Raw genomic sequence first — 21,463 nt, 5'->3', positions numbered from 1 at the left:
CAGGTCGACGCGCGGCCAACGGCGATAGTGCGGCACGTTTTGAGAAGTTCTGGCAGGCTGTGAACGTGCGGAGTGTGCTGGAGCCGACTCGCCGGAGCAAGAACTCCGGAGCCCAACAGCTCGCGAACCGCGATCTGACACAGGTTTTACGCGTCCTCGACGCCGATCCGGTGGCGAGTTGCATGGTGGCGGCCCGGCTCCAGGAGTACGGGCTCGACTCCCGCGGCGCGTACGGCGAACTGTGGAGTCGCGGCGGGCCGGGTACCTCGCTGTGCTTCTCGGGTGCGAATCTGGTGCCGCTGCGCGGCGGCCGGGCCGATCTACGGGCCTTCGCCGAGCGGGCGGTGCGCGGTCCGCGCGCGTGCTCGTCGGTGGTGGGCCGCCGCGAATTGGCGCTGCCGCTGTGGGAGCAGCTCAGTGAGCACTGGGGTCCGGCGCGGGAATTGCGCGCCGATCAACCGCTGCTGGCTCTGGACAAGACCGCGACCGTCGCGCCCGATCTCCGGGTGCGACGGGTGCGTCCGGAGGAGCTGGACCGCTATCTGGTCGCCGCGGTGGCCATGTTCACCGAGGAGATCGGCGTCGATCCGCGCGCCGGGGACGGTGGCCGCAGCTATCGCCGCCGGGTGGCGGGCCTGATCGAATCCGGCCGGGCCTGGGCGCGTTTCGAGGACGGTGAGGTCGTCTTCAAGGCCGAGGTGGGCGCGTTGTCCCGGCGCACCGGTCAGATCCAGGGTGTCTGGGTGCATCCCGAACATCGCGGAATCGGCGTCGGCACCTCGGGTACGGCCGCGGTCGCGAATGTCGTTGTGGCGTCCGGTCGTACCGCGAGTCTGTACGTGAACTGCTACAACGAGGTCGCTCGCCGCGCCTACGCGAAGGTCGGCTTCCGGCAGATCGCGACATTCGCGACAGTGCTGCTCGACTGAACCGACCCTGTGATCTTGTGATGTTTCAGTGAAAACTGTTCGGCCCCAGTGTGTCGAGCGTGTTTGCCAATAGTTGGCTCTACTATCTGTGCCGATGTCCACACGGGTCTTCACCATGCTGATCGCCGCCGCGATCTCGGTTGCCGCGGTGGGTTGCTCGTCGGGTCCGCAGGGACCGGTGCAAACCGCCGACGCCTTCCTGCAAGCCTTCGCCGAGCATGAGGTCGCCACGGCCGCCGACCTCACCAGTCAGCCCGAAAAGGCCGCTCCCGCACTGAATTCGGCGTGGGATCAGCTACAGGCCGAACAGCTCGTCGCGCATACCGGCGATACCCGCGTCACCGGTGACACCGCCACCGTCGACTACAGCTACGAGTGGCGGCTGCCCAAGGATCGGGTCTGGTCCTACAGCGGCCAATTGCAGATGGGCCGCAGTGAGGGCAAGTGGTCGGTGCGCTGGACCTCGGCGAATATCCATCCGCAGCTGGGCAATACGCAAACTTTGCAATTGCGCTCCATCCCCGCGCCCCGGGCCAGGGTGAACGAGCGCTCCGGCAGTGATGTGCTGGTGCCGGGCGCTGTCTATCGCGTGGTGTTCAATCGCGGCGCGTCCTCGAACCCGGTCGCGGTGAGCGCCGCGCTGGCGAATGCCCTGCGGCAGTTCGACGAACGCCTCACCCCGGAGGGCATTCTCGCCGCCGCCCGCAAGGCCGACGGCGGCTACACCGTCGAGGTGCTCTCGGAATGGGAGTACCAGCAGGTGAGCAATGATCTGGTCGGTCTGTCCGGTGTCAGCTTCGGCCGGCAGTGGGATCTGGTGCCCACCGATCGCACCTTCGCCCCCGATCTGCTCACCCAGATCCGCAAGACCGTCATCGACGAGGTGGACGGTAAGGCGGGCTGGAATGTGGTGACCGTCAACGCCAATGGCGGTGACACCGATGTGCTCAAGGAGGTGGAGCCGCAGACCTCGCCGTCGTTCTCGCTGAGCGTGGATCGCAATATCCAGAATGCCGCGCAGCGGGCGGTGGACCTGCGCGAGGACCAGGCCATGATGGTGGTGCTGCAACCCTCCACGGGCGCGATTCTGGCCATCGCGCAGAACGAGGCCGCCGATGCCGACGGTCCGGTCGCCGCCTCGGGTCTGTATCCGCCGGGCTCGACCTTCAAGACGGTCACCGCGGCCGCCGCCATGACCGCGGGCAATGCCACCCCGGACACGGTGGTGCCGTGCCCGAGTCAGATTGTGGTGGGGGACCGCACGATTCCCAACTACAACCTCTTCAGCGTCGGCGATGTGCCGATGGCCACCGCCTATGAGCGCTCCTGCAATACCGCGTTCGCGCGGATCGCCTCGGAGTTGGGCGGGGAGGATCTGCGCACGGCCGCGGCCGCGCTGGGCATCGGCCCGGACTACACCGTGGTGGGTCTGCCCACGGTGTCGGGTTCGGTGCCGCAGGACGATGATCTGGTGCAGCGCGCCGAGGACGGTATCGGTCAGGGCAAGGTGCTGGTGAGCCCGTTCGGCCTGGCCATGGTGGCGGCCACGGTCGCGAACGGTGCGGCGCCGGTGCCGTATCTGATCTCGAATCATCCGACCGAGATCAAGGGCGATCGCCCGGCACTGACGCCCGAGGTGATCAATGGACTGCGGCTGATGATGCGCAAGGTGGTGCTCGGTGGCACCGCCGAGCGCATCGCCGATCAGGGCGAGGTCTACGGCAAAACCGGTGAGGCCGAGGTGGAGGGTGGTTCACACGCCTGGTTCATCGGTTATCGCGGTGATATGGCGTTCGCGACGCTGGTGGTGCGCGGTGGCAGTTCCGACAATGCGGTGGCGGTGACCAGGGATATGCTCACCGCTCTGCCTGCGGGGTATTGAGCCCTCCCGCGGGGTGTCGAGCGGCCGGGGTGGCGGACTCAGCGATCGGCCGGCGTGCGCGTGATGTGCACGCAGGCGGATGGCTGAATCTCCCCCAGGGCGGTATCGGTGACATAGCGCTGCGCGGCGAGCGTTTGCCCGGTGGGGGGTCCGGCGGTGGAGGCGTCGCCGAGAAGTTCCGTGACCGCGGCTCCGGCGAGGATCATGCCCGCGGTGGTGAGTAGCAGGAGTGCCGAACGTTTCATGTCCAACTCCCTTGTTTAGGGGATGAGTGTGGCCACCCGAACGGTCAGTTTCGGATAGCCGGTGCTCATGAGGGTTGGCTGACTGTTTGCCAACGAAAGAAACGGTAATCCGGCGGACATATAGGACGCAACCCGTAAGAGTGATCCCGCACACTTGTCGAAACAAAGTGCGCCAGGTCACCGTGGTGTTGGACGTGAAAGAAATCCGCTAATTCTCCCGGTGTAAGTCCGCCGCGAGGTGATGCTGCAGCGGTTGCTCCACCGCCGCCATGCGCAGCGTGTAGCTGAGGGTGTCACCGGCCAGGGTGATGCTACGGCCCAGTGCCGTCACGGATTTGGCGCTGGAGCTGCGCCCGATGGTCGTCGAATCGAGTTCGATGCGCAAGCCCTCGTCATCGGCGACCAGGCTGCCCTCGCAGATCTCGGTGATACCGGTCGGATGCGCCAGGATCAGCTCGACCCGATCGTCCGGCAGCGCGCGCAGGTATCCGGTCTCGCTGTGCATCGGGCGGCTGCCGTCGGCGGCGCGGGTGCGCTGGCGATAGGTGAGGAAGGGCCGGCCGACATGGCCGAAGTGCACTTCCTCCAGATAATCGAAGGTCTCGATCGTCGGGTACTCACCCTGTCCGCGGCCGCGCCAGGTGCCGAGCAGTGGCGCGAGGTGTGCGATATCCGGGTGGGGCGCGATGGGTGATTGGGGTTCGAGCACGGCGGCCAGCATAGTGCGCCGGGCCCGCTCCGGCTGCCGGTCGGCGCGCCGGGTCGCGGGTATTTCCGGAAAGGGGTCTGGATCAGGACATTTCGCCGCTCAGCGGCGGCTTGCCCGGCGATAACCATAGGCGGCGGGGACGGCGAAGACGATGATCATGGCGACCGACCAGAGCACCGTGAGCAGGAGCGGCCGGGCCAGTGCGCCGCCCTCGGCCAGCGCGCGCATGGAGTCCACCGCCACCGACATCGGCTGATTGCGCACCACCGGTTGAATCCAATTGGGGTACGCGCCCAGCGGGACGAAGCCGGTACTGAAGAACATCAGCAGCGAGGACAGCAGCGCCACGCCCTCGACCAGGGTGGACTTGGCGGTGAACACCGCGATCGCGGTGACCATGGTGGCGAAGGCCAGCCCGAACAGCACCGGCAGCCAAAGGAACGCGAACGCGGCCAGCGGACCCTCGTGGAAGCGGAAGCCGAGCAGCATGCCGAACGCGATGATGATGATGGTCCCGCAGAAGATGCGGCAGCCCTCGGCCAGAATTCGCGCCGCGAGCCCGGACCCGCGATGCACCGGCAGCACCCAGAACCGCGCGAGCAGTCCGGCATCGCGTTCGCGCCCGAGCATGACGCCGCTGGCCACGGTGCCCGACAGCGCGCCGACCAGTGTCACCATCGGGGTGGACCCGTACAGCGCGCTGTGCCCGGAGAACTTCTGAATCTGGCTGCCGACAACGATATTGAGCATGAGCAGCAGCAGGCACGGGACGATCAGCGTCTCCAACAGCGTGATCGGATCGCGTGCCCAGCGCAGCAGCAGGCGCTGGGTCTGAATCCAGGTGTGCCGCAGCAGCGCCGGGGCCGAGGCTTCCCGGACGCGGATGAAATCGGTGGTATCGCGTTCGGCGAGGGTGGTTTCGACGGACATGTCACGACCTCTTCGTATTCAGCCGGACGGTGAAGTACAGCGAGACCACGATGATGGCCGCGGCCCACAGCAGCGGCGGTGTCATCAGGGACCAGGTGACCGCACCGGCATTGCCGCGGGTGTCACCGCCCAGGGCGCGCAGCCCGTAGGCGAATTGCGAGACCGGTTGATTGCGCACGAAAGCCTGTACCCAGTGCGGGAATTGGGTGGCGGGCGCGAGCCCGGTGGAGAGCATGCCGAGAATCAGCGGCGGTAGCACCAGCATCTGCGTGGTGGCCTCCGGACTCTTGGTGACGGTGCCGATGACATCCGCGCCGAGGCTGAAGGCGATGCCGATGAGCATGGCGAACGCCAGGAATCCGATGGTGTTGGCGGTGCCCGCGTGGAAGTGGAAGCCGATGAAATGAATGCTCACCAGCGCCGAGGCCAGGCCCACCACCATGCGGAAGGCATTGGCGGACATGCGCGCCGCGGTCGGGATGAGCGGATGCATGGGCATGGCGTCGAAGCGCCGGTCGAGTCCGGAGACCATATCGGTGGCGGCCCGGAAGGCGGCCGAGATGGCGGTGAACGCCGCGGCCTGGAGGATGACGATCGGTGCCATGAACTGCGCGTAACTGCTGAATCCCGTTCCGGCGAAGGTCATTACGCGATTGAGCGGGATGTAGAAGCTGGCGGTGAAGGTGATCGGCGCGAGCACCGCGGTGATCATCTCACCGGTGGTGATGGCGGGCACGATGAGCCGCACGGTGAGCACCCACCACTGCCGCAGCGTGTCCGGGGTGGCGCGGACGCTGGTGAGCCAGGCGTCCCGGCTGGCGGCCACGGCGGTCATGACCGGCCCTGTTCATCGGTGTCGGACTTCTCGGTGAGATGTCCGGTGAGAGAAAGGAATACCTCGTCCAGCGAGGGGCGGCGCAGTGCGATATCCACCAATTCCATTCCGGCGCTGTCGAGTCGGCGCAATGCCTCGGCGAGGGTTTTCGCGCCTTCGGGTGCGGGGATGGCGAGCCGGTCCACATCACCGCTGAGCAGTGCGTCGCGGTTGGCGTCCGGGAACAGATCGCCGAGCGCCTCGGCGATGGCGGGCAGTTCCTGAATGCGCAGCGGCACGATCTCGCAGTAGCTGCCGCCGGTGCGGGCCTTGAGTTCATCGGCGGTGCCGCTGGCGATGACGACGCCGTGGTCGATGACGATGATCCGATCGCAGAGTGCGTCGGCCTCTTCGAGGTACTGGGTGGTGAGCAGGGTGGTGATGCCGTGTTTGCGGAAGCCGCCGACCAGATCCCACACTCCTTGGCGGCTGCGGGGATCCAGTCCGGTGGTGGGTTCGTCCAGGAATACCACCTCGGGCCGCACCACCAGTCCGCAGGCGATATCGATGCGCCGTCGCATACCGCCGGAGTAGGTGCCGACCCGGCGGGTGGCGGCGGCGCTGAGATCGAATTCGGAGATGAGTTCATCGGCGCGGCCGCGGGCGGCGCGTTTGCGTAGTCCCATCAGTCGCCCGAACATGACCAGGTTCTCGTATCCGCTCAACGCGTCGTCGAGGGCGGCGAATTGGCCGGTGAGCATGATGCTGCGGCGCACCTCGGCGGCCTCGGTGGTGACATCGTGTCCGGCCACGGACGCGCGCCCGGCATCGGGTGCGATGAGCGTGGACAGGATATTGACGGTGGTGGTCTTACCCGCCCCGTTGGGTCCGAGGATGCCGAGCACCTCGCCGGGTGCGGCCTTGAAGGTGATGCCGCGCAATGCTTTCACGGCTCCGAAGGATTTCTCGACGCCTTCGACGATGACGCCGTCGGCCGCGCTGTCGGTGGTGGTCACGGTTGTTCTCCCAGGTGTTCGTCGAGAAGGTGTTCGTCCAGGACCCGGGCGATTTCCGCGAGCGCGTGCGGCGCGGTCAACTCCTCGTGGCCGACTTCGATGTCGTGGTTGGTGATGCGGCCGGTGATCCAGGGTCGCCAGCCGGTCGGCCCGAAGATGTCCGACTGCTCCGCGGTGGCACTGAAATACAGTGCGTCACCGTGGAATACGGGTCGTTGATAGCCGGTGCGGGTGCGGGCGGAGGCGTTGTAGGAGGCCGCCATGCGTTCCAGGGTGAGCGCGTCGACCAGCGAAACCCCGCCCATGCGTTCGCGAATGAGATCGGCGGCCTCCTGCGCTGTGGCCTCGGCGGGCATATCGGTGATTCCGAAGACCGAGCCGAAGGCGGCGACGAATGAACCGGCGGTGAGCCTTTCGATGCTGTCGCCGTCGATATCGGTGTGGTCGGCGTCGAGCAGGGTGAGCACGCCGATCTCCGCGCCCGCCGCCTTCAGTTTCGCCGCGACGGCATGCGCGATGAGCCCGCCGAAGGACCAGCCGAGCAGGTGGTACGGGCCTTCGGGTTGCAGGCGGCGGATTTCGCGGGCATAGCGCTCGGCGAAATCGTCGATGCTGCGGGCGTGCGGTTCCCCGGACAGGTCGGGGGCCTGCAAACCGTAGATGGGTCGTCCGGGCCGCAGCAGTTCGGCCAGGCCCAGATAGGTCCAGGCGATGCCGGAGGACGGGTGGATGCAGAACAGCGCGGGCTGATCACCGCCGGGGCGAATGGGCAGCACCACGTCCAGGCCGAGTCCCGGCGTCGAATCCGGTTGTGCGGCAGCCAGTGCCGCGAGCGCCTGTTCCTCCAGGTAGCGCTGTTCGGCCTCGGCCGCGATCTTGGCCTCCGGCGTTTCGGCGAAACGCGCTGCGGCGGTGAGGGCTTCGATCCACAGCCAGGCCAGGGTGGCGACCCGCGCCCGGGTGAGCAGCGTGCCGGGATAGGTGAAGGTGGCCTGTAGCCGATCGCCCGACACCACCGCGTTGATCTCGATCTCGGTGGTCACCGGCACCTCGGGATGTTCGGTGGCGTGCAGATCGCCGAATTCCTCGGTGGGCAGCCAGCCGAGCCCTTCCAATCCGGCCGGGATATCGGCGGTGGCGTAGCGGCCCAGATAGTTGAAGCCGATCCGGCCCGGAACCCGTTGCGGCAGTTGGGCCGCGGTGTCCTGGTTCAGGTACCGCAGCTGTCCAAAGCCGATGCCCCTGTCCGGTATCGCCAGCAGTTGATGCTTCACCGCGCGAATGGCGTCGCCCATGGCCGGGCCGCCGTCGATGGCATCGTCGATATCGATATCGGGCAGGTTCAGCCGCACCGGATACAGTGTGGTGAACCAGCCCATGGTGCGGGACAGGTCCGCGCCGGGAATGATCTCCTGCTGTCTGCCGTGGCCTTCCATGCGCAGCAGTACCGATTCCTCATCGGACCGGGTGCGCCAGCGCCGGACGGCGAGTGCGAGGGTGGTCAGCAGCGCGTCCTCCACACTGCCGCCGAAGAGCGCGGGCAGCGTGGTGAGCAGGGCGTTGGTCACCTCGGCGTCCGCTTCCACATCGACCGCGCGCACGGTGTGCACCTGATCGATGCCCGGATCGAGTTCGCGGCGGCCGATGAGTGGATCCGGTGTGGCGGCCAGCTCACGCCAGTGCGCGAGTTCGGCGACGCGGGTAGCGCTGTACGCCTCCTCGTGCAGGGCGTGCGCCCATCGGCGCATGGAGGTCCCCGTGGCGGGGAGCATGGGCTCCGCACCACCGGAGATCTGAGCCCAGGCGGCGATCAGATCGGGAATCAGGATTCGCCAGGACACACCATCTATTACGAGATGGTGGGCCACCAGGATCAATCTTCCGGAGCGACCGGTCGGTCCGGCCGGGTCCAGCCACACCAATTGCAGCAGCGTCCCGGCGGCCGGATCGAGCCGGCTCATGGCCGAATCGAGCTCGGTCCGGGCGTACTCGCGCAGTTCGGAGCTGCCCGCGGCATCGAATTCCACCCGGTAGAGCAGTGCGTCCACGTCGACCGCACCGGGTTCCCGGGTCTCCAGCCACCACGCACCGTCCTCCTCGCGCAGGCGGGCGCGCAACATATCGTGCTGATCGACCACCGCGCCGACGGTGGCGACCACCTGTTCGCGGGTAATGCCGGCGGGCATCTCCAGTACGGCCGTCTGCGCGAAGCGGTTGAAGTCGCCGCCGCGCTCGAGCATCCAGCGCATGATCGGCGTCAGCGGGAATTCACCGACACCGCCGCCGGGCAGTTCCTCGAGGACCACGGTCTCGCCCGCCTCATCGGCGAGCGCGGCCAGGGCCGCCACCGTGCGATGTTCGAAGATCTGCAACGGGGTGAGCTCGAGTCCGTGCAGTCGTGCCCGGGACACCAGCTGGATCGCGAGAATACTGTCGCCGCCCAGGGCGAAGAACGAATCGTGTACGCCCACCCGATCGCGTCCGAGCAGCTCCGCCACGATGGCGGCGAGCGCGGTCTCGGTCGCGGTGGTGGGTGCGCGGTATTCCGTCTCGGCCTCGAAAACCGGCTCCGGCAGCGCCTTTCGATCGAGTTTGCCGACCGCGTTGAGCGGGATGGCGTCCAGCACCACGAAGGCCGACGGGACCATATAGCCGGGCAGCGCGTCGGCCGCATGGGCGCGCACCGCCGCGATATCGAGCGTGGCACCCGGTTCGGGCAGCAGGTAGGCGGCCAGCGCCGTCGCCCCACCCGGACCCGGAACACCCAGTGTCACCGCGAATTCCACGTTCTCGGCGCGGTTCAGCACCGCGTCGATCTCGCCGAGTTCGATGCGCTGACCGCGTACCTTCACCTGGAAGTCGGTGCGGCCCAGGTACTCCAGCCGGGGCGCGGTCAGCGCACCGGTCCAGCGCACCAGATCGCCGGTGCGATACATGCGCTCGCCCCGCACCCCGTAGGGATTGGCGACGAAGCGCGCCGAGGTGAGTCCGGGCCGCGCGTGATACCCGCGCGCAAGCGCCGGACCTGCGAGATACAGCTCACCGGCCACACCGAGCGGCACCGGCCGCAGCCGATCATCGAGCACCAGGGTCGCCGCACCGCGAATCGGATGCCCGATGGTGACCGGCTGATCCGCGCGCAGTGGATCGGAAGTCGTTGCCCAGATGGTGAATTCGGTCGGGCCGTACAGGTTCACCAGCATGCGGCCCGACGCCCACCGGCTCACCAGATCCGGTCCGATGGCCTCACCCGCGACCGCGAGCACCCGCACACTGGGAACCGCCGCCGGGTCCATGGTGGCCAGCGCCGACGGCGTGATCACCAGGTGCGTGACTCGCTGCGCCGCGATGAGTTCGGCCAGCGCGTCACCGCCGAATACATCGGGTGGTGCGACCACCGCGGTGCCGCCGGAACCGAAGGCCATGAGCGCCTCGAACGCGGAGGCGTCGAAACTCGGTGAGGCGACCTGTAATACCCGCGAGTTCGCGTTGAGCCCGAGCATATGCTGCTGTGCGCGCACGAGATCGGCGATACCGCGATGCGAGACCGCGACGCCCTTGGGCGTACCGGTCGAGCCGGAGGTGTAGATGAGCCAGGCCGGATGATCCGGATGGATCTCACGGTCTGTCGAATACCAGCCGGATTCGATGGCGGCCCAGCGTGATTCGGATGCACCCCAGCCGCCGGTGTCGTTCCGTTCGCCGATCGGATCCAGGGGCAGCCAGAAGACGGTGTCGGGCAGGACCGCCCGGTGCGCGGCGGTGGTGATGCCCAGCACCGCCCCGGAGTCGGTCAGCATGTGATCGATGCGGTCCAGCGGATGGCGCGGATCGATCGGCAGGAAGGCCGCACCGGTCTTGGCGGTGGCCAGCAGTGCGACCAGCAGCTCGGCACTGCGCGAGACCGCCAGCGCCACCACGGTTTCCACCCCCGCCCCGGCCTGCGCCAGCCGCGCGGCCAACTCTTCGGCGGCGTCCTCGAACTCCCCGTAGGTGATGGTGCGCCCGTCCGCGATGATCGCGGGCCGTTCGGGGTGGAAAGCCGATGCGGTGGTGAGCAAGTCGGCCAGTGTGCCGGTCTCCCCGCCGCGTGGTCCACGCAGCGGCACCAGTGCGGCGCGCTCACCCGCCCCGAGTAGATCGATATCGGAGATGCGGATATCCGGATCGGCGGTGATCGCCTCGAGCAGCTGCTCCCAGCGTGCGATCAACTGCGCGGCGGTGGTCCGATCGAACAGGTCGGTGGCGTAGGTGAGCGTGCCCTCGAGCCCCGCCGGAGCCGAGCCCGCATGGGGATCGCGCAGATCGAAGGTCAGATCGAACTGCGAGGTATCCCGGTCGAACGGCTCGACCGTCACCCGCAGCCCCGGGAATTCCAACGCGGGCAGGCTGAAGTTCTGTAGCGACAGCGATACCTGGAACAGCGGATGATGCGCGGTCGAGCGCGGGGGATCGAGCACCTGCACCAGGCGTTCGAACGGCACATCGGCATTGGCGAAGGCATCGAGATCCGAAGTCCGCACGGCAGCGAGGAATTCGCGGAAACCGAGGCCCGGATCGACCGGGGTACGCAGCGCCAAGGTGTTGACGAACATGCCGACCAGATCGTCGAGCGCGGCATCGCCGCGCCCCGCCACGGCGGTGCCGATCAGCACATCCGGTGTTCCCGACAGCCGGGCCAACAGCACCGCGAGCGCGGCGTGCACCACCATGAACAGGCTGGATTCGTTCTCGGTCGCCAAAGTGGTCAGGGCGCTGTGCGTTTCGGGCCGCACCGTGAACGGCAGGTCGGCACTGCGCATGGTCTGCGCCGCCGGTCGCGGCCGATCGGTGGGCAGCTCCAGCACATCCGGCGTGGCCGCGAGCCGCTCGCTCCAGAACCGAAGCTGCTGTGCCGCGGTGGATTCCGCGTCCTGCTCGGCACCGAGCAGTTCCCGCTGCCACAGCGAGTAATCCGCGTACTGCACCCGCAGCGGCGGCAGCGCCTGGCTCGCCCCGCTGACCCGCGCGAGATACGCCGCCATCAGATCGGTGGCCAGCGGAGCCATCGAGGTGCCGTCCGCGCTGACATGGTGCACCACCAGCGCCACGACGTAGGTGTCGCCGGATCCGTTGTGCGCGTCTGCCTTCGGAGCCTTCGGAGCATTCGGAGCGGGAGCCACGCCAACCCGCGACGTCTCGGACTCGGGCGCGGCCGCACCGGTGACATGGAACAGCCCGACGCGGAGCGGAGCTTCCCGCGTCAGGTCGAACCCGGTGCCGGTGACCTCGGCGATCCGCTCGGCGAGCTGCGCGCCGTCCGAGGTCTCGACGACGGTCAGGTCGGGTGTGGCGGAATCGATTCCGACCACCACCTGACGTGGACCGTCGGCATCGGCCGGGTAGATGGTGCGCAGGGTTTCGTGCCGGGTCACCACGTCGATGACCGCCTGCCGCAGCGCGTCCACCTCGAGTTCGCCGGTCAAGCGAAGCGCGACGGAGATGTTGTACGCCGCCGAGGCCGGGTCGAGCCGGTTCATTACCCACATGCGCTGCTGTGCGGGGGAAAGCGGAATCCGGTCGGGGCGAATGCGAGCCGCGAGCATGGGCCGCCCGAAACCCTCACCGGCGGGGACCACGCGGGTCGCGAGCTGGGCCGCGGTGGGGGCGTCGAACAGATCGCGCAGGGCCACGGTCGCGCCGAGCGCGGAGTTGATCCGCGCGATCACCCGGGTGGCGCTGAGCGAGTTGCCGCCGAGCTCGAAGAAGGAGCGATCGATACTGACCTTGTCCATGCCGAGAACTTCGGCGAAGACCTCGGCCACGGCGGTTTCCACCGCTGTGCGCGGGGCCAGATAGCGCTCTTGCAGGCTGCTGAAATCCGGTGCGGGCAACGCGGTGCGGTCCAGCTTGCCGACCGGGGTGAGCGGGACGTCGTCGAGTTCGATGATGTAGCTCGGCACCATATATCCGGGCAGCGCGGCGGCCACCCGGGTACGGAGTTCCTCGGTATCGAGGGTGTGCCCCGTCAGCCCGACCACGTACGAGACCAGCACGGTCTGACCGGCCGGTCCCGGGCAGCCCAGTGTCGCCGCGTATTCCACCTGATCATCGGCACTGAGCACGGCATCGATCTCGCCGAGTTCGATGCGCAGACCGCGAATCTTGACCTGGAAGTCGCTGCGCCCCTGGTATTCCAGCTCCAGTCGAGTCTCCCCGTCATGCTTCATCTCCACCCAGCGGACCATGTCGCCGGTGCGGTACATGCGGGTGCCGGGCGCACCGTACGGGTTGGTGACGAAACGCGCCGCGGTCAGCCCGAATCGATTGAAGTAGCCGCGCGCCAGCGCCGGTCCGGCCAGGTACAGCTCACCGGTGACCCCGACGGGCACCGGCCGCAGCCAGGTGTCCAGCACCATGGCCGCCGCACCGCGAATGGGTGCACCGATGGTGATGGGCTCACCGGGCCGCAGCTCACCCGGGCCGGTCGCCCAGATGCTGAATTCTGTTGGGCCGTAGAGGTTCACCATGCGCCGACCCGGCGACCAGTCGGCGACCAGTTCCGGTCCGGACGCCTCACCGGCGACGGTGAGACTCCGCAATTCGGTGAGCCCGGCCGGATTCATGGTGGCCAGCACCGACGGTGTGATGACGGCGTGCGTCACCCCCTGCGTCCGCATCAATTCTTCGAGTTCATTGCCGCCGTACACATCCGGCGGTGAGACCACCAGACGCCCGCCCATGGCGTGTGCCATGAACATCTCGTGCACCGAGGCGTCGAAGCTGGGCGAGGCCACCTGCAGTGGACTGCACTCCTCATTGAGTTCGAGGAAGGTCTCCTGGGAGGACGCCAGATTCGCCAGTCCGCGATGACTGAGCAGCACGGCCTTCGGCTTACCGGTCGATCCGGACGTATAGATAAGGTAGGCAACCTGATTCAGGTCGATCGGCCCGCCGCGCTCGGCATCGGTGATCGGTGCGTCCGATACCGTCATGACCCGGCGGATGGTGTTGAGATCATCTAGCAGTAGCCAGTCGATACTGCCCGGCAGGGTCTCACCGACCGCGCACACCGTCACCCCGATGGGCGCGCGCGAATCGCTGATGATGTGCTCGATCCGCTCCACCGGATAGTTCGGATCCAGCGGCAGGAACGCCGCGCCGGTCTTGGCCAGCGCCCACACCGCCACAATGGATTCCACCGAGCGGGTCAGCGCCAGCACCACGAAGACCTCGCGCCCGACCCCGCGCCGCAGCAGCACCCGGGCGAAGCGATTGGACCAGGCGTCGAGATCGCGATAGGTCATGGTTAGCGTGCCGGAACTGATGGCGATACCGTCCGGATTGACACGCGCTCCCGCACCGAGGATTTCGGGCAGCGTGCGCATGGGCACCGGATCACCGCCGCGCACCGGCAGCAGTTGCCTGCGCTCGGCGGGTTCGCAGTGCTGGAGCTGTGCCACGCGGCGCTGCGGTGCGAAGGCGATCTGGTCGAGCAGATAGCCGAATCGGTCAAGCAGTCGTCGCGCCTCGGCCTCGGAGAGCTGATCGGCCATGAATTTCACGGTGATCTGCAAACTTTCGGCCCCGTCGGCCGCGCGCTGCGGAATCACCATGAGGTTCAGTGGATACGGCGTGGCATCGGTGCCGGACACATCGAGAATCCGCATCCCGGCGATATCCATTGCCTGCGAGAGGGTTTCGCGATCGATCGGATACGACTCGAACACGGTGAGGGTGTCGAACAGTTCGGGCAGCCCCACCGCCTGGTGAATGGCCGCCAGCCCGACATGCTGATGATCGAGCAGTCGCGTCTGTTCGTCCTGCACCCGCGCGAGCAGATCCGCTACGCGCTCACCGGGATCCAGCCGCACCCGCACGGGCAGGGTATTGATGAAGAGCCCGACCATCTCCTCGACCCCGGACAGTTGCGGTGGCCGTCCGGAGACGGTGCCGCCGAACACCACATCGGTGCGGCCGGTGAGCATGACCAGCAGTAGTGCCCATGCGGTCTGCACGGCGGTGTTCACCGTCGCCCCGGCCGCGCGCACGGTGCCCTCCAGCCGCGCAAGCTGTTCGGGACCGAAATCTATTGTCACCATGCCGGATTCGGTGGAGGCGATACCGGCCAGGCTCGGTACCGCCCGGGTCGGCGAATCCACGCCCGCTAGCGCCTCGGTCCAGGCGGCCATGGACGCGGCGTCATCCTGTTCGCCCAGCCAGGCCAGGAATTCCCGATAGGAGTGCGCGGGCCCGGTGGTGAAGGACTGCCCGGTGATCGCGGCCAGATATCCGGCCAGCAGTTCGCGCACCACCAGCGGCGTGGACCAGCCGTCGAGCACCAGATGGTGATTGGTCATGAGCAGCGTGTACGCCTCGGCCGCGGTGCGAATGAGGCTGAACCGCAGCAGCGGCGGCCGGGCCAGATCGAAGCGGGTGCCCGCATCGACCGCGATCAGCCGCTCCAGCTCGCGGGTGCGCTCACCGGCGTCCTCGATATCGGTGAGATCCACTTCCTGCCAAGGCAATTCGATACCGTCGAGCAGCAGTTGCCGCGGCCCCTGCGCGGTCTCGGTGAACACCACCCGCAGTACATCGTGCCGATCCAGCAGGCTCTGCGCGGCGGTGCGCAGCCGCGCGCCGTCCACCCGCCCCGCCAGACTCAACTGGGTCTGCACGGTGTATCCGTCGGCGGTATCGGTGTCGTAGCGGGCATGGAACAGCAGCCCGTACTGCAGAGGCGACAGCGGCCAGACATCGGTGAGCCGCGGGTATTCCCGTTCCCACGCATCGATATTCGGCTGCGTGACCGGCACCAGCCCGAAGTCCGACGGGGTGTGCCCGCCCGCGAGCGCACGCCGCGCATGGCTGGTGAGCCCCGCCAGCGCCGCCGCCCACAGCTCGGCGAATTCGCGCACGCTCGCCGCGGTGACCAGTTCGGACGCGTACGCCCAGGTCACCTCCAGCCCGGCATCGGTATGCATGGCATTGATATCGACCACCGCCGCCATGGGGGCGGCATCGTCATTGGTGGCGTCGAAATACTTGGGCAGCCACGGAGTATCGGCGTCGGCCGCGCCACCCGCGCCGGTGCGGCCCAGGTAGTTGAAGCTGAGCTGCGGTGTGGTCGCATCCGAAAGTGACTGTGCCGTATCGGCATTCAGGTACCGCAGCATGCCGAAGCCGACACCCTTATCGGGAATGCCGCGCAGCTGCTCCTTCACCGCCTTGAGCGCGATCCCGGCCGCCGGACCCCCGTGGAAGGCATCGTCGATATCGATCCCGCGCAGATCCAGGGCCACCGGATAGACGCTGGTGAACCAGCCGATGGTGCGCGAGATATCCGCACCCGGCAGGATCGCCTCCTCGCGGCCGTGGCCTTCGAGGGTGAGCAGGGTGCGATCGGTCCCGCGCCACCGGCTCGCGGCCAGCGCCAGCGCGGTCAGCAGCGCGTCGTCCACGCCGCAGTGGAAGCGCTCGGGAATGAGTTCCAGTGCCGCCGCGGAGGTTTCGGCATCGATGCCGGTCCGTAGCTGTTCCATGGTGGCCACGGTGTCGACCGCCGCGTCGAACGGCCGCGTGCCCAGCACCGGATCGGGCGTCCGGAGAATCTCCTGCCACAGCGGCAGTTCCGCCGTTCGCTCGGCGGCCTGCTCACGCTGTCCGTGCGCCCAGCGCCGGAACGACGTGCCCACCGGCTGCAGTTCCAGTCCGGCACAGGCGGTCGCCAAGTCCGGCAGCAGGATTCGCCACGTGACGCCATCGCTGACGAGGTGGTGCAGCACGATCCACAGCAGCGGATCGGCATCGGGGCGTTCGATGAGCACGAAGCGCGCCATCACCCCCGCGGTCGGATCGAGCAGATCGGCCGCATGTTCCAGCTCGGCCGCGCCCTCGCGCCCGGTGGGCGCGGCAGCCACATCGATGAGCGCCTCGGCCCGCACCGATCCGCGCTCGCCGACGATCCACTCCCAGTCGTCCCCGGGCTGTGTCGCCGCGTCCCCGACCTCCGCCGGTTCCGGCGCATCCGTCGCGGGGCTCGCCGTCGTGGTCTGTCGTAATGTGCTGCGCAGCAGGTCATGCCGGTCGAGCAGCGCCTGTACGGCCGGAATGAGCTGTGCCCGCTGCATCCCGCTCGGCAATCCGATCAGCACCGCCTGCGCGTAGCGCCGCCAGTGCTCGCCGTGCGTGAGCATGTCGTACACGATCGGTGTCAGCGGCACCCGGCCGACGCCGCCACCCGGCAGCTCCAGCACCACCGGTGCGGTCACCTCGGTGGCGGCCAGCGCCAGCCCGGCAATGGTCTTGTGCTCGAACACATCCCGCGCCCGCAGCGCCAGCCCGGCCGTCTTGGCCCGCGCCACCAGCTGAATCGCGATGATGCTGTCGCCGCCGAGTGCGAAGAAATTGTCATCCGCGCCGATATCGGCCGTACCCAGCACCTCGGCGAAGATGGCGGCGAGCTTGAGTTCCCGCTCACCCTCCGGTGCCCGCCCGGTGCGAGTGCGCGCCCCGAACTCCGGCTGCGGCAGCGCTTTCCGATCCACCTTGCCCGCCGGAGTGAGCGGGAAGGTATCGAGCACCATCACCACCGACGGCACCATATGCGCCGGAAGATGATGTGCCACCGTGGCTTTCACGGCCTCCGGATCGACCGGGACGTCCGGTGCCGCCAGCACGTACGACACCAGCGCGGTGGCCCCGCCGGGCGTGCTCGCCCCCACGGTCACCACCGATTCCACCCCGGCGTGCCGCGCCACCGCGGCATCGACCTCACCCAGTTCGATGCGGAATCCGCGCACCTTCACCTGGGTGTCACCGCGCCCGGCGTACTCCAGTTCGTGGCGGCCGTTGCGCCGCCGCCAGCGCACCAGATCCCCGGTGCGATACATGCGCTCACCGGGCGCGTACGGATCGGCGACGAAGCGTTCCGCGGTGAAGGCGATGCGCTGGTGATATCCGCGCGCCACGCCCGGCCCACTCAAATACAGCTCACCGGTCACCCCGGGCGGTACCGGCCGCAGCCAGGGGTCCAGCACCACGGCCCGCACACCGCGTGCGGGTACGCCGATGGTGATCGGCGCGCCGGGAACCAGCGATGAGCTGATGGTCGCGGTCACCGTGGTCTCGGTGGGCCCGTACCCATTGAGTACCGAACGCCCGGCCCAGCGCACCGGCAGTTCCGGCGGGCACGCGTCACCGCCCACCACCAGGGTGCGCAGGCGCGGCAGCGTCTCGGGTTCGAGCGAACCCGCCACGGCCGGAGTCACATTCAGATGTGTCACCTCGAGGGTGCGCAGTACCCGCGCCAGCTCCTCGCCCGCGTACGCGGCGGGCGGCACCACGGCCACCGTGGCCCCGACCGCGAGCGCGACAAGCAGTTCCTCCACCGAGATGTCGAAACTCGGCGAAACCGCGTGCGCCATAACGGCATCCGAGCCCACCCCGAAGGCGGCCCCGGAGCCGGTGGCCAGATTGGCGAGCCCGCGATGGGTCACCCCGACGCCCTTGGGCAGTCCGGTCGATCCGGAGGTGTAGATGATGTAGGCGAGCTGATCCACCCGCACCGGCGTCCGCCGATCGGCATCGGAGATATCGGCGGAATCGGCTGCGGCCATGCGCTTTCCGGTCGCGTCGTCATCGAGCACCAGCCAGCGCACCCGATCCGGCAGCGCACCGCGCACCGCTCCCACCGTGACCCCGGCGACCACGCCGCTGTCGGTGAGCATGTGCTCGATGCGATCCACGGGATAACCAGGATCGATCGGCACGAACGCCGCCCCGGTCTGCGCCACCGCGATCATGGCCAGCACCGACTCGACCGAACGCGGAATCGAGATGGCAACGGCCCGTTCGGGTCCCGCGCCCGCCTCGATGAGCACCCGGGCCAGCCGATTGGTGTACTCGGTGACCTCGCGATAGGTGAAGGCGGTGCCGTCCGCGCGCATGGCGATGGCGGATGGATCCAGCTGCGCCCCGGTGCTCAGAATCTCGGGCAGGGTGCGCGCGCCGACACCCTTGTGCCCCTGTGCCGGAACGAGTTCCGCGCGCTCCTGCTCCGAGAGCGTGCCCACCCCCGCGAGCGGTGCGCTCTGCCCGCCCGCCAGGAATCGGTGCATGAAGGTCAGGAACCGCGCGTGCAGTGTGGTCAGCACGGCCTCGTCGTAGCGGTTCGGATTGGCCTGGAAGTCGATATGGGTGCGCTCGCCGCCGATGCCGGGGTACACGTTGACGAACAGATCGTCGATGAGTCCCGAGGTCAGCACGTGCAGCTGCCCGGTGACCCCGCCCAGGCGGATGCGGGTATCGGCGAGCATGAGGTTCACCGTCGGCCCGAAGCCCGCGATCTCGTCCATGGCCCAGCCGAGATCGCGAATGATGTCCTCCTGCCGGTACCGCTGCCGGCGCAGGGCGGCGGTCAGCTCACCCTGGGTGGCGCGTACCAGCTCACCGACCGTGGCGGTCGGCGACGGATGCAGCCGCAGCGGCACCACATTGGCCACCATGCCGCCCGAGCGGCGCAGCGCCGCGGTGGTGCGGCCGGAGACCGGCAGACTCAGCACGATCTCGCCGCTGCCGGTCATGGCCCCGACGAACGCGGCGAAGGCGGCCACCACGACGGGGGCCGGACTGGTGGACAGTTCGGTGGTGACGGCATCGAGCAGGGCGGCGGTCTCATCCGGCAGCGCACCGCTGAGCAGGCGCGGGTGCGCGTCCACCGCGCCCGCGTGTTTACCCAGGTAGACCGGTTCGGCCATACCGATCAGATGCTGTTTCCAGTACTCCCGGTCGGCGTCGATGCGATCGGAGTTCCGGTAGGCGATATCGGCGTCGACGATGGTGCGCAGCGGTTCGGCCTTGCCCGCGGGCGCTTCCTTCCCGGTCACCCGGGTGTTGTACAGCTCCGAGGTGCGCTGCAGCATGGTGAGCGCGCCGACCCCGTCCAGCAGGATGTGATGGAAGCGCGAGTACCAGAACCACCTGTTCTCGGCCAGCTTGAGCATGGCGACGGTGCACAGCCGGTCCCGGGTCAGGTCGAGCGGTGCGGTGTACTCCGCGCGCATCCAGGTCTGGGCCGCGGCATCGGGATCGGGCGCGGCACTCAGATCGATGGTGAGGATGCGGTCGTCGAGCGTGGTGTCCACGAGTTGCCAAGGCAGCTCGTCGATTTCGAGCAGGCGCAGATAGCCGGTGCCGAATTCGCGCCCGGCCTGCCGCGCCGCGTCGGCGAGCAGTTCCACATCCACCGCGCCCGCGAGTTCGACGTACTGGGCGATGGAGATCGGGGTGTCACGCGCGAGCTGCTGGGCGAACCAGATGCCACGTTGTGCAGCGGACAGAGCGAAGGCTGAGGTGGCAGAGCTGGAAACCATGAAACATCCTGCGTGCTCGGGTGATTCGACGGATCGCGGGTGGGCCGCTCGCGGGCCGGGGGATCAGGAGGCCATACGCGCCATATGCAGCTCCGCGGCGGAGAGCGGCGCGTCCGAACCGGTCAGGTACTGCACCAGGGTGGAACGCTCGTCCAGTACCAGCCAACGCGCGGTATCGCCGAAGGCGTCCCGCTCGTCCTTGATGGTGATGCCGAAATCCACACGGCTGGCGGTGATTTCGGTGGTGAACGGAACCGCGATGGCGCCGGTCTTGGTGATGGCCGCGCGGGCCACGATGGCTTCGAGCTGGGGGAGCCCGGCGATGGCGACCCGGGTGCCGGGGCGGGCGCCCAGGTTCAGCAGCATGCGGGCCATCCGGTTGGACCAGCGGTCCAGCTCGGCATAGGTGAGCGCGCAATCGCCGACGGTCGCGGCGACGGCGGCGGGATCGGCCTGGGGGGCAAGCGGCTGTGCGCTCGTACGCAGGGTGACGAGGGTGGCTACGGGCGATTCGACCGGCTTGCACATCGGTAATCATCCTCTCGGAGATGCGGCTACGTGGTGCTGTTGGGGATGTATCCAACTGTCGTCGCATTCGGTTCGATCGGACAGCAACCTCAGTGCTGCCGATCTCCGCTCCGGGGGTGCCCTTTAACCCACCTAGGGTGGGTGGATGATCACTTGCCCATATCCTCGATGGCCTGTTCGATCATGTTGGTGGAGTCGCGCGGGCTCAGCGCCATGGCGCGCAACTGGTCGAACATGACCCCGTACCGGCGGACTTCGGGATGGCCCTCGATCAACTCGTCACTGGCGATGCCCTCCACGTAGACCAGTTCGGGATCGGCGGGGTCCGGGAAGTCGAGCAGGGTGAAGGAGCCCAGCATGCCGGGGTGCGCACCCGCGTCGAAGGGCAGGATCTGCAGGATCACATTGCGCTTGTTGGTGTGGTCCAGCAACTGATCGAACTGCTCGCGCATCACCTCCTTACCGCCCACCAGACGTTTGATCACGGCCTCGTCCAGCACCACCCACAGCTCCAGCGGATCGTGCTTGTTCAGCACCTGCGAACGCTCCATGCGAGCCCGAACCCGTTGGTCGCGAACCTGTTCGGAGATTTTCGGCATGGTGGTCTCGTAGACCGCGTTCGCGTACGCCTCGGTCTGCAACAGGCCGGGAACGAAGGTGGACTGGAAGAACCGGGCCGAGAGCGCCTCGGCCTCGAAGTTGATGTAGGCGCCGTACACCTCGGAGACCGCGTCCTCATATGACCTCGCCATACCGGGTTTGAGGGCGTCCACCAGCAGCTGTAAGGCGTCTGTACGCTGCGGTTCGGCGATGTCGTAGAGCTCCAGCATGGCGGTCAGCGTGCGGCGTTGCGGCCGGGCCTGTGCGGTCTCGATGCGGTAGAGCGTGGTGACGTTGATACCGGTCTTGGCGCTGACCACCTCTTTGCTGAGGCCGGCGGTTTCGCGCATCTCGTGCAGCATCGCCGCGAGCCTGCGCAAACGTACGGTAAGCACGGTTCGCTTGCCTGCCATGACGACCCTTTCCCTTGTCGCACTTGCCCGAACGCAGTATTGCGT

At 67.9% G+C, this 21,463-nt stretch carries 10 protein-coding genes; 2 read left to right on the top strand and 8 right to left on the bottom strand.

Annotated features, from left to right (window positions below; translation table 11 throughout):
* The first annotated feature begins 65 nt into the window (after positions 1-65).
* Positions 66-929 carry a GNAT family N-acetyltransferase gene (locus ACFC0O_RS07320; RefSeq protein ID WP_364630720.1) on the top strand — a complete coding sequence of 288 codons (864 nt, stop codon included), beginning with the start codon at positions 66-68 and terminating at the stop codon, positions 927-929.
* Positions 930-1,023: 94 nt separating this feature from the next.
* Positions 1,024-2,811 carry a penicillin-binding transpeptidase domain-containing protein gene (locus tag ACFC0O_RS07315; protein WP_375954609.1) on the top strand — a complete coding sequence of 596 codons (1,788 nt, stop codon included), beginning with the start codon at positions 1,024-1,026 and terminating at the stop codon, positions 2,809-2,811.
* Positions 2,812-2,849: 38 nt separating this feature from the next.
* Here ACFC0O_RS07315 and ACFC0O_RS07310 read toward each other — a convergent pair whose 3' ends face one another.
* The 8 genes from ACFC0O_RS07310 to ACFC0O_RS07275 form a co-directional block, all read right to left on the bottom strand.
* On the bottom strand, positions 2,850-3,056 hold the full coding sequence (locus tag ACFC0O_RS07310) for a hypothetical protein (protein WP_375954608.1): 207 nt from the start codon (positions 3,054-3,056) through the stop codon (positions 2,850-2,852).
* Between the two features lie 208 nt (positions 3,057-3,264).
* The gene (locus ACFC0O_RS07305; RefSeq protein WP_375954607.1) at positions 3,265-3,777 is read right to left on the bottom strand and encodes a peroxynitrite isomerase; all 513 of its coding nucleotides are present in this window, start codon (positions 3,775-3,777) and stop codon (positions 3,265-3,267) included.
* Between the two features lie 87 nt (positions 3,778-3,864).
* Positions 3,865-4,695 carry an ABC transporter permease gene (locus ACFC0O_RS07300; protein WP_375954605.1) on the bottom strand — a complete coding sequence of 277 codons (831 nt, stop codon included), beginning with the start codon at positions 4,693-4,695 and terminating at the stop codon, positions 3,865-3,867.
* 1 nt (position 4,696) lies between these two features.
* Positions 4,697-5,530 carry an antibiotic transporter gene (locus tag ACFC0O_RS07295; protein WP_364630733.1) on the bottom strand — a complete coding sequence of 278 codons (834 nt, stop codon included), beginning with the start codon at positions 5,528-5,530 and terminating at the stop codon, positions 4,697-4,699.
* On the bottom strand, positions 5,527-6,525 hold the full coding sequence (locus ACFC0O_RS07290) for an ATP-binding cassette domain-containing protein (RefSeq protein ID WP_375954603.1): 999 nt from the start codon (positions 6,523-6,525) through the stop codon (positions 5,527-5,529). Before ACFC0O_RS07290 ends, ACFC0O_RS07295 begins: the two co-directional genes overlap by 4 nt.
* The gene (locus ACFC0O_RS07285; RefSeq protein WP_375954602.1) at positions 6,522-19,877 is read right to left on the bottom strand and encodes an amino acid adenylation domain-containing protein; all 13,356 of its coding nucleotides are present in this window, start codon (positions 19,875-19,877) and stop codon (positions 6,522-6,524) included. Before ACFC0O_RS07285 ends, ACFC0O_RS07290 begins: the two co-directional genes overlap by 4 nt.
* Before the next feature lie 63 nt (positions 19,878-19,940).
* Positions 19,941-20,405 carry an AMP-binding protein gene (locus ACFC0O_RS07280; RefSeq protein ID WP_375954600.1) on the bottom strand — a complete coding sequence of 155 codons (465 nt, stop codon included), beginning with the start codon at positions 20,403-20,405 and terminating at the stop codon, positions 19,941-19,943.
* A gap of 149 nt (positions 20,406-20,554) precedes the next feature.
* Positions 20,555-21,418 carry a helix-turn-helix domain-containing protein gene (locus ACFC0O_RS07275; RefSeq protein WP_375954598.1) on the bottom strand — a complete coding sequence of 288 codons (864 nt, stop codon included), beginning with the start codon at positions 21,416-21,418 and terminating at the stop codon, positions 20,555-20,557.
* Between the last annotated feature and the right edge of the window lie 45 nt (positions 21,419-21,463).

Origin of the sequence: Nocardia sp. NPDC056100 (assembly GCF_042266325.1) — a bacterium.
Classification (GTDB): domain Bacteria; phylum Actinomycetota; class Actinomycetes; order Mycobacteriales; family Mycobacteriaceae; genus Nocardia.
The sequence above is the reverse complement of the archived record's forward strand: the minus strand, read 5'-3'. Positions and strand labels throughout refer to the sequence as shown.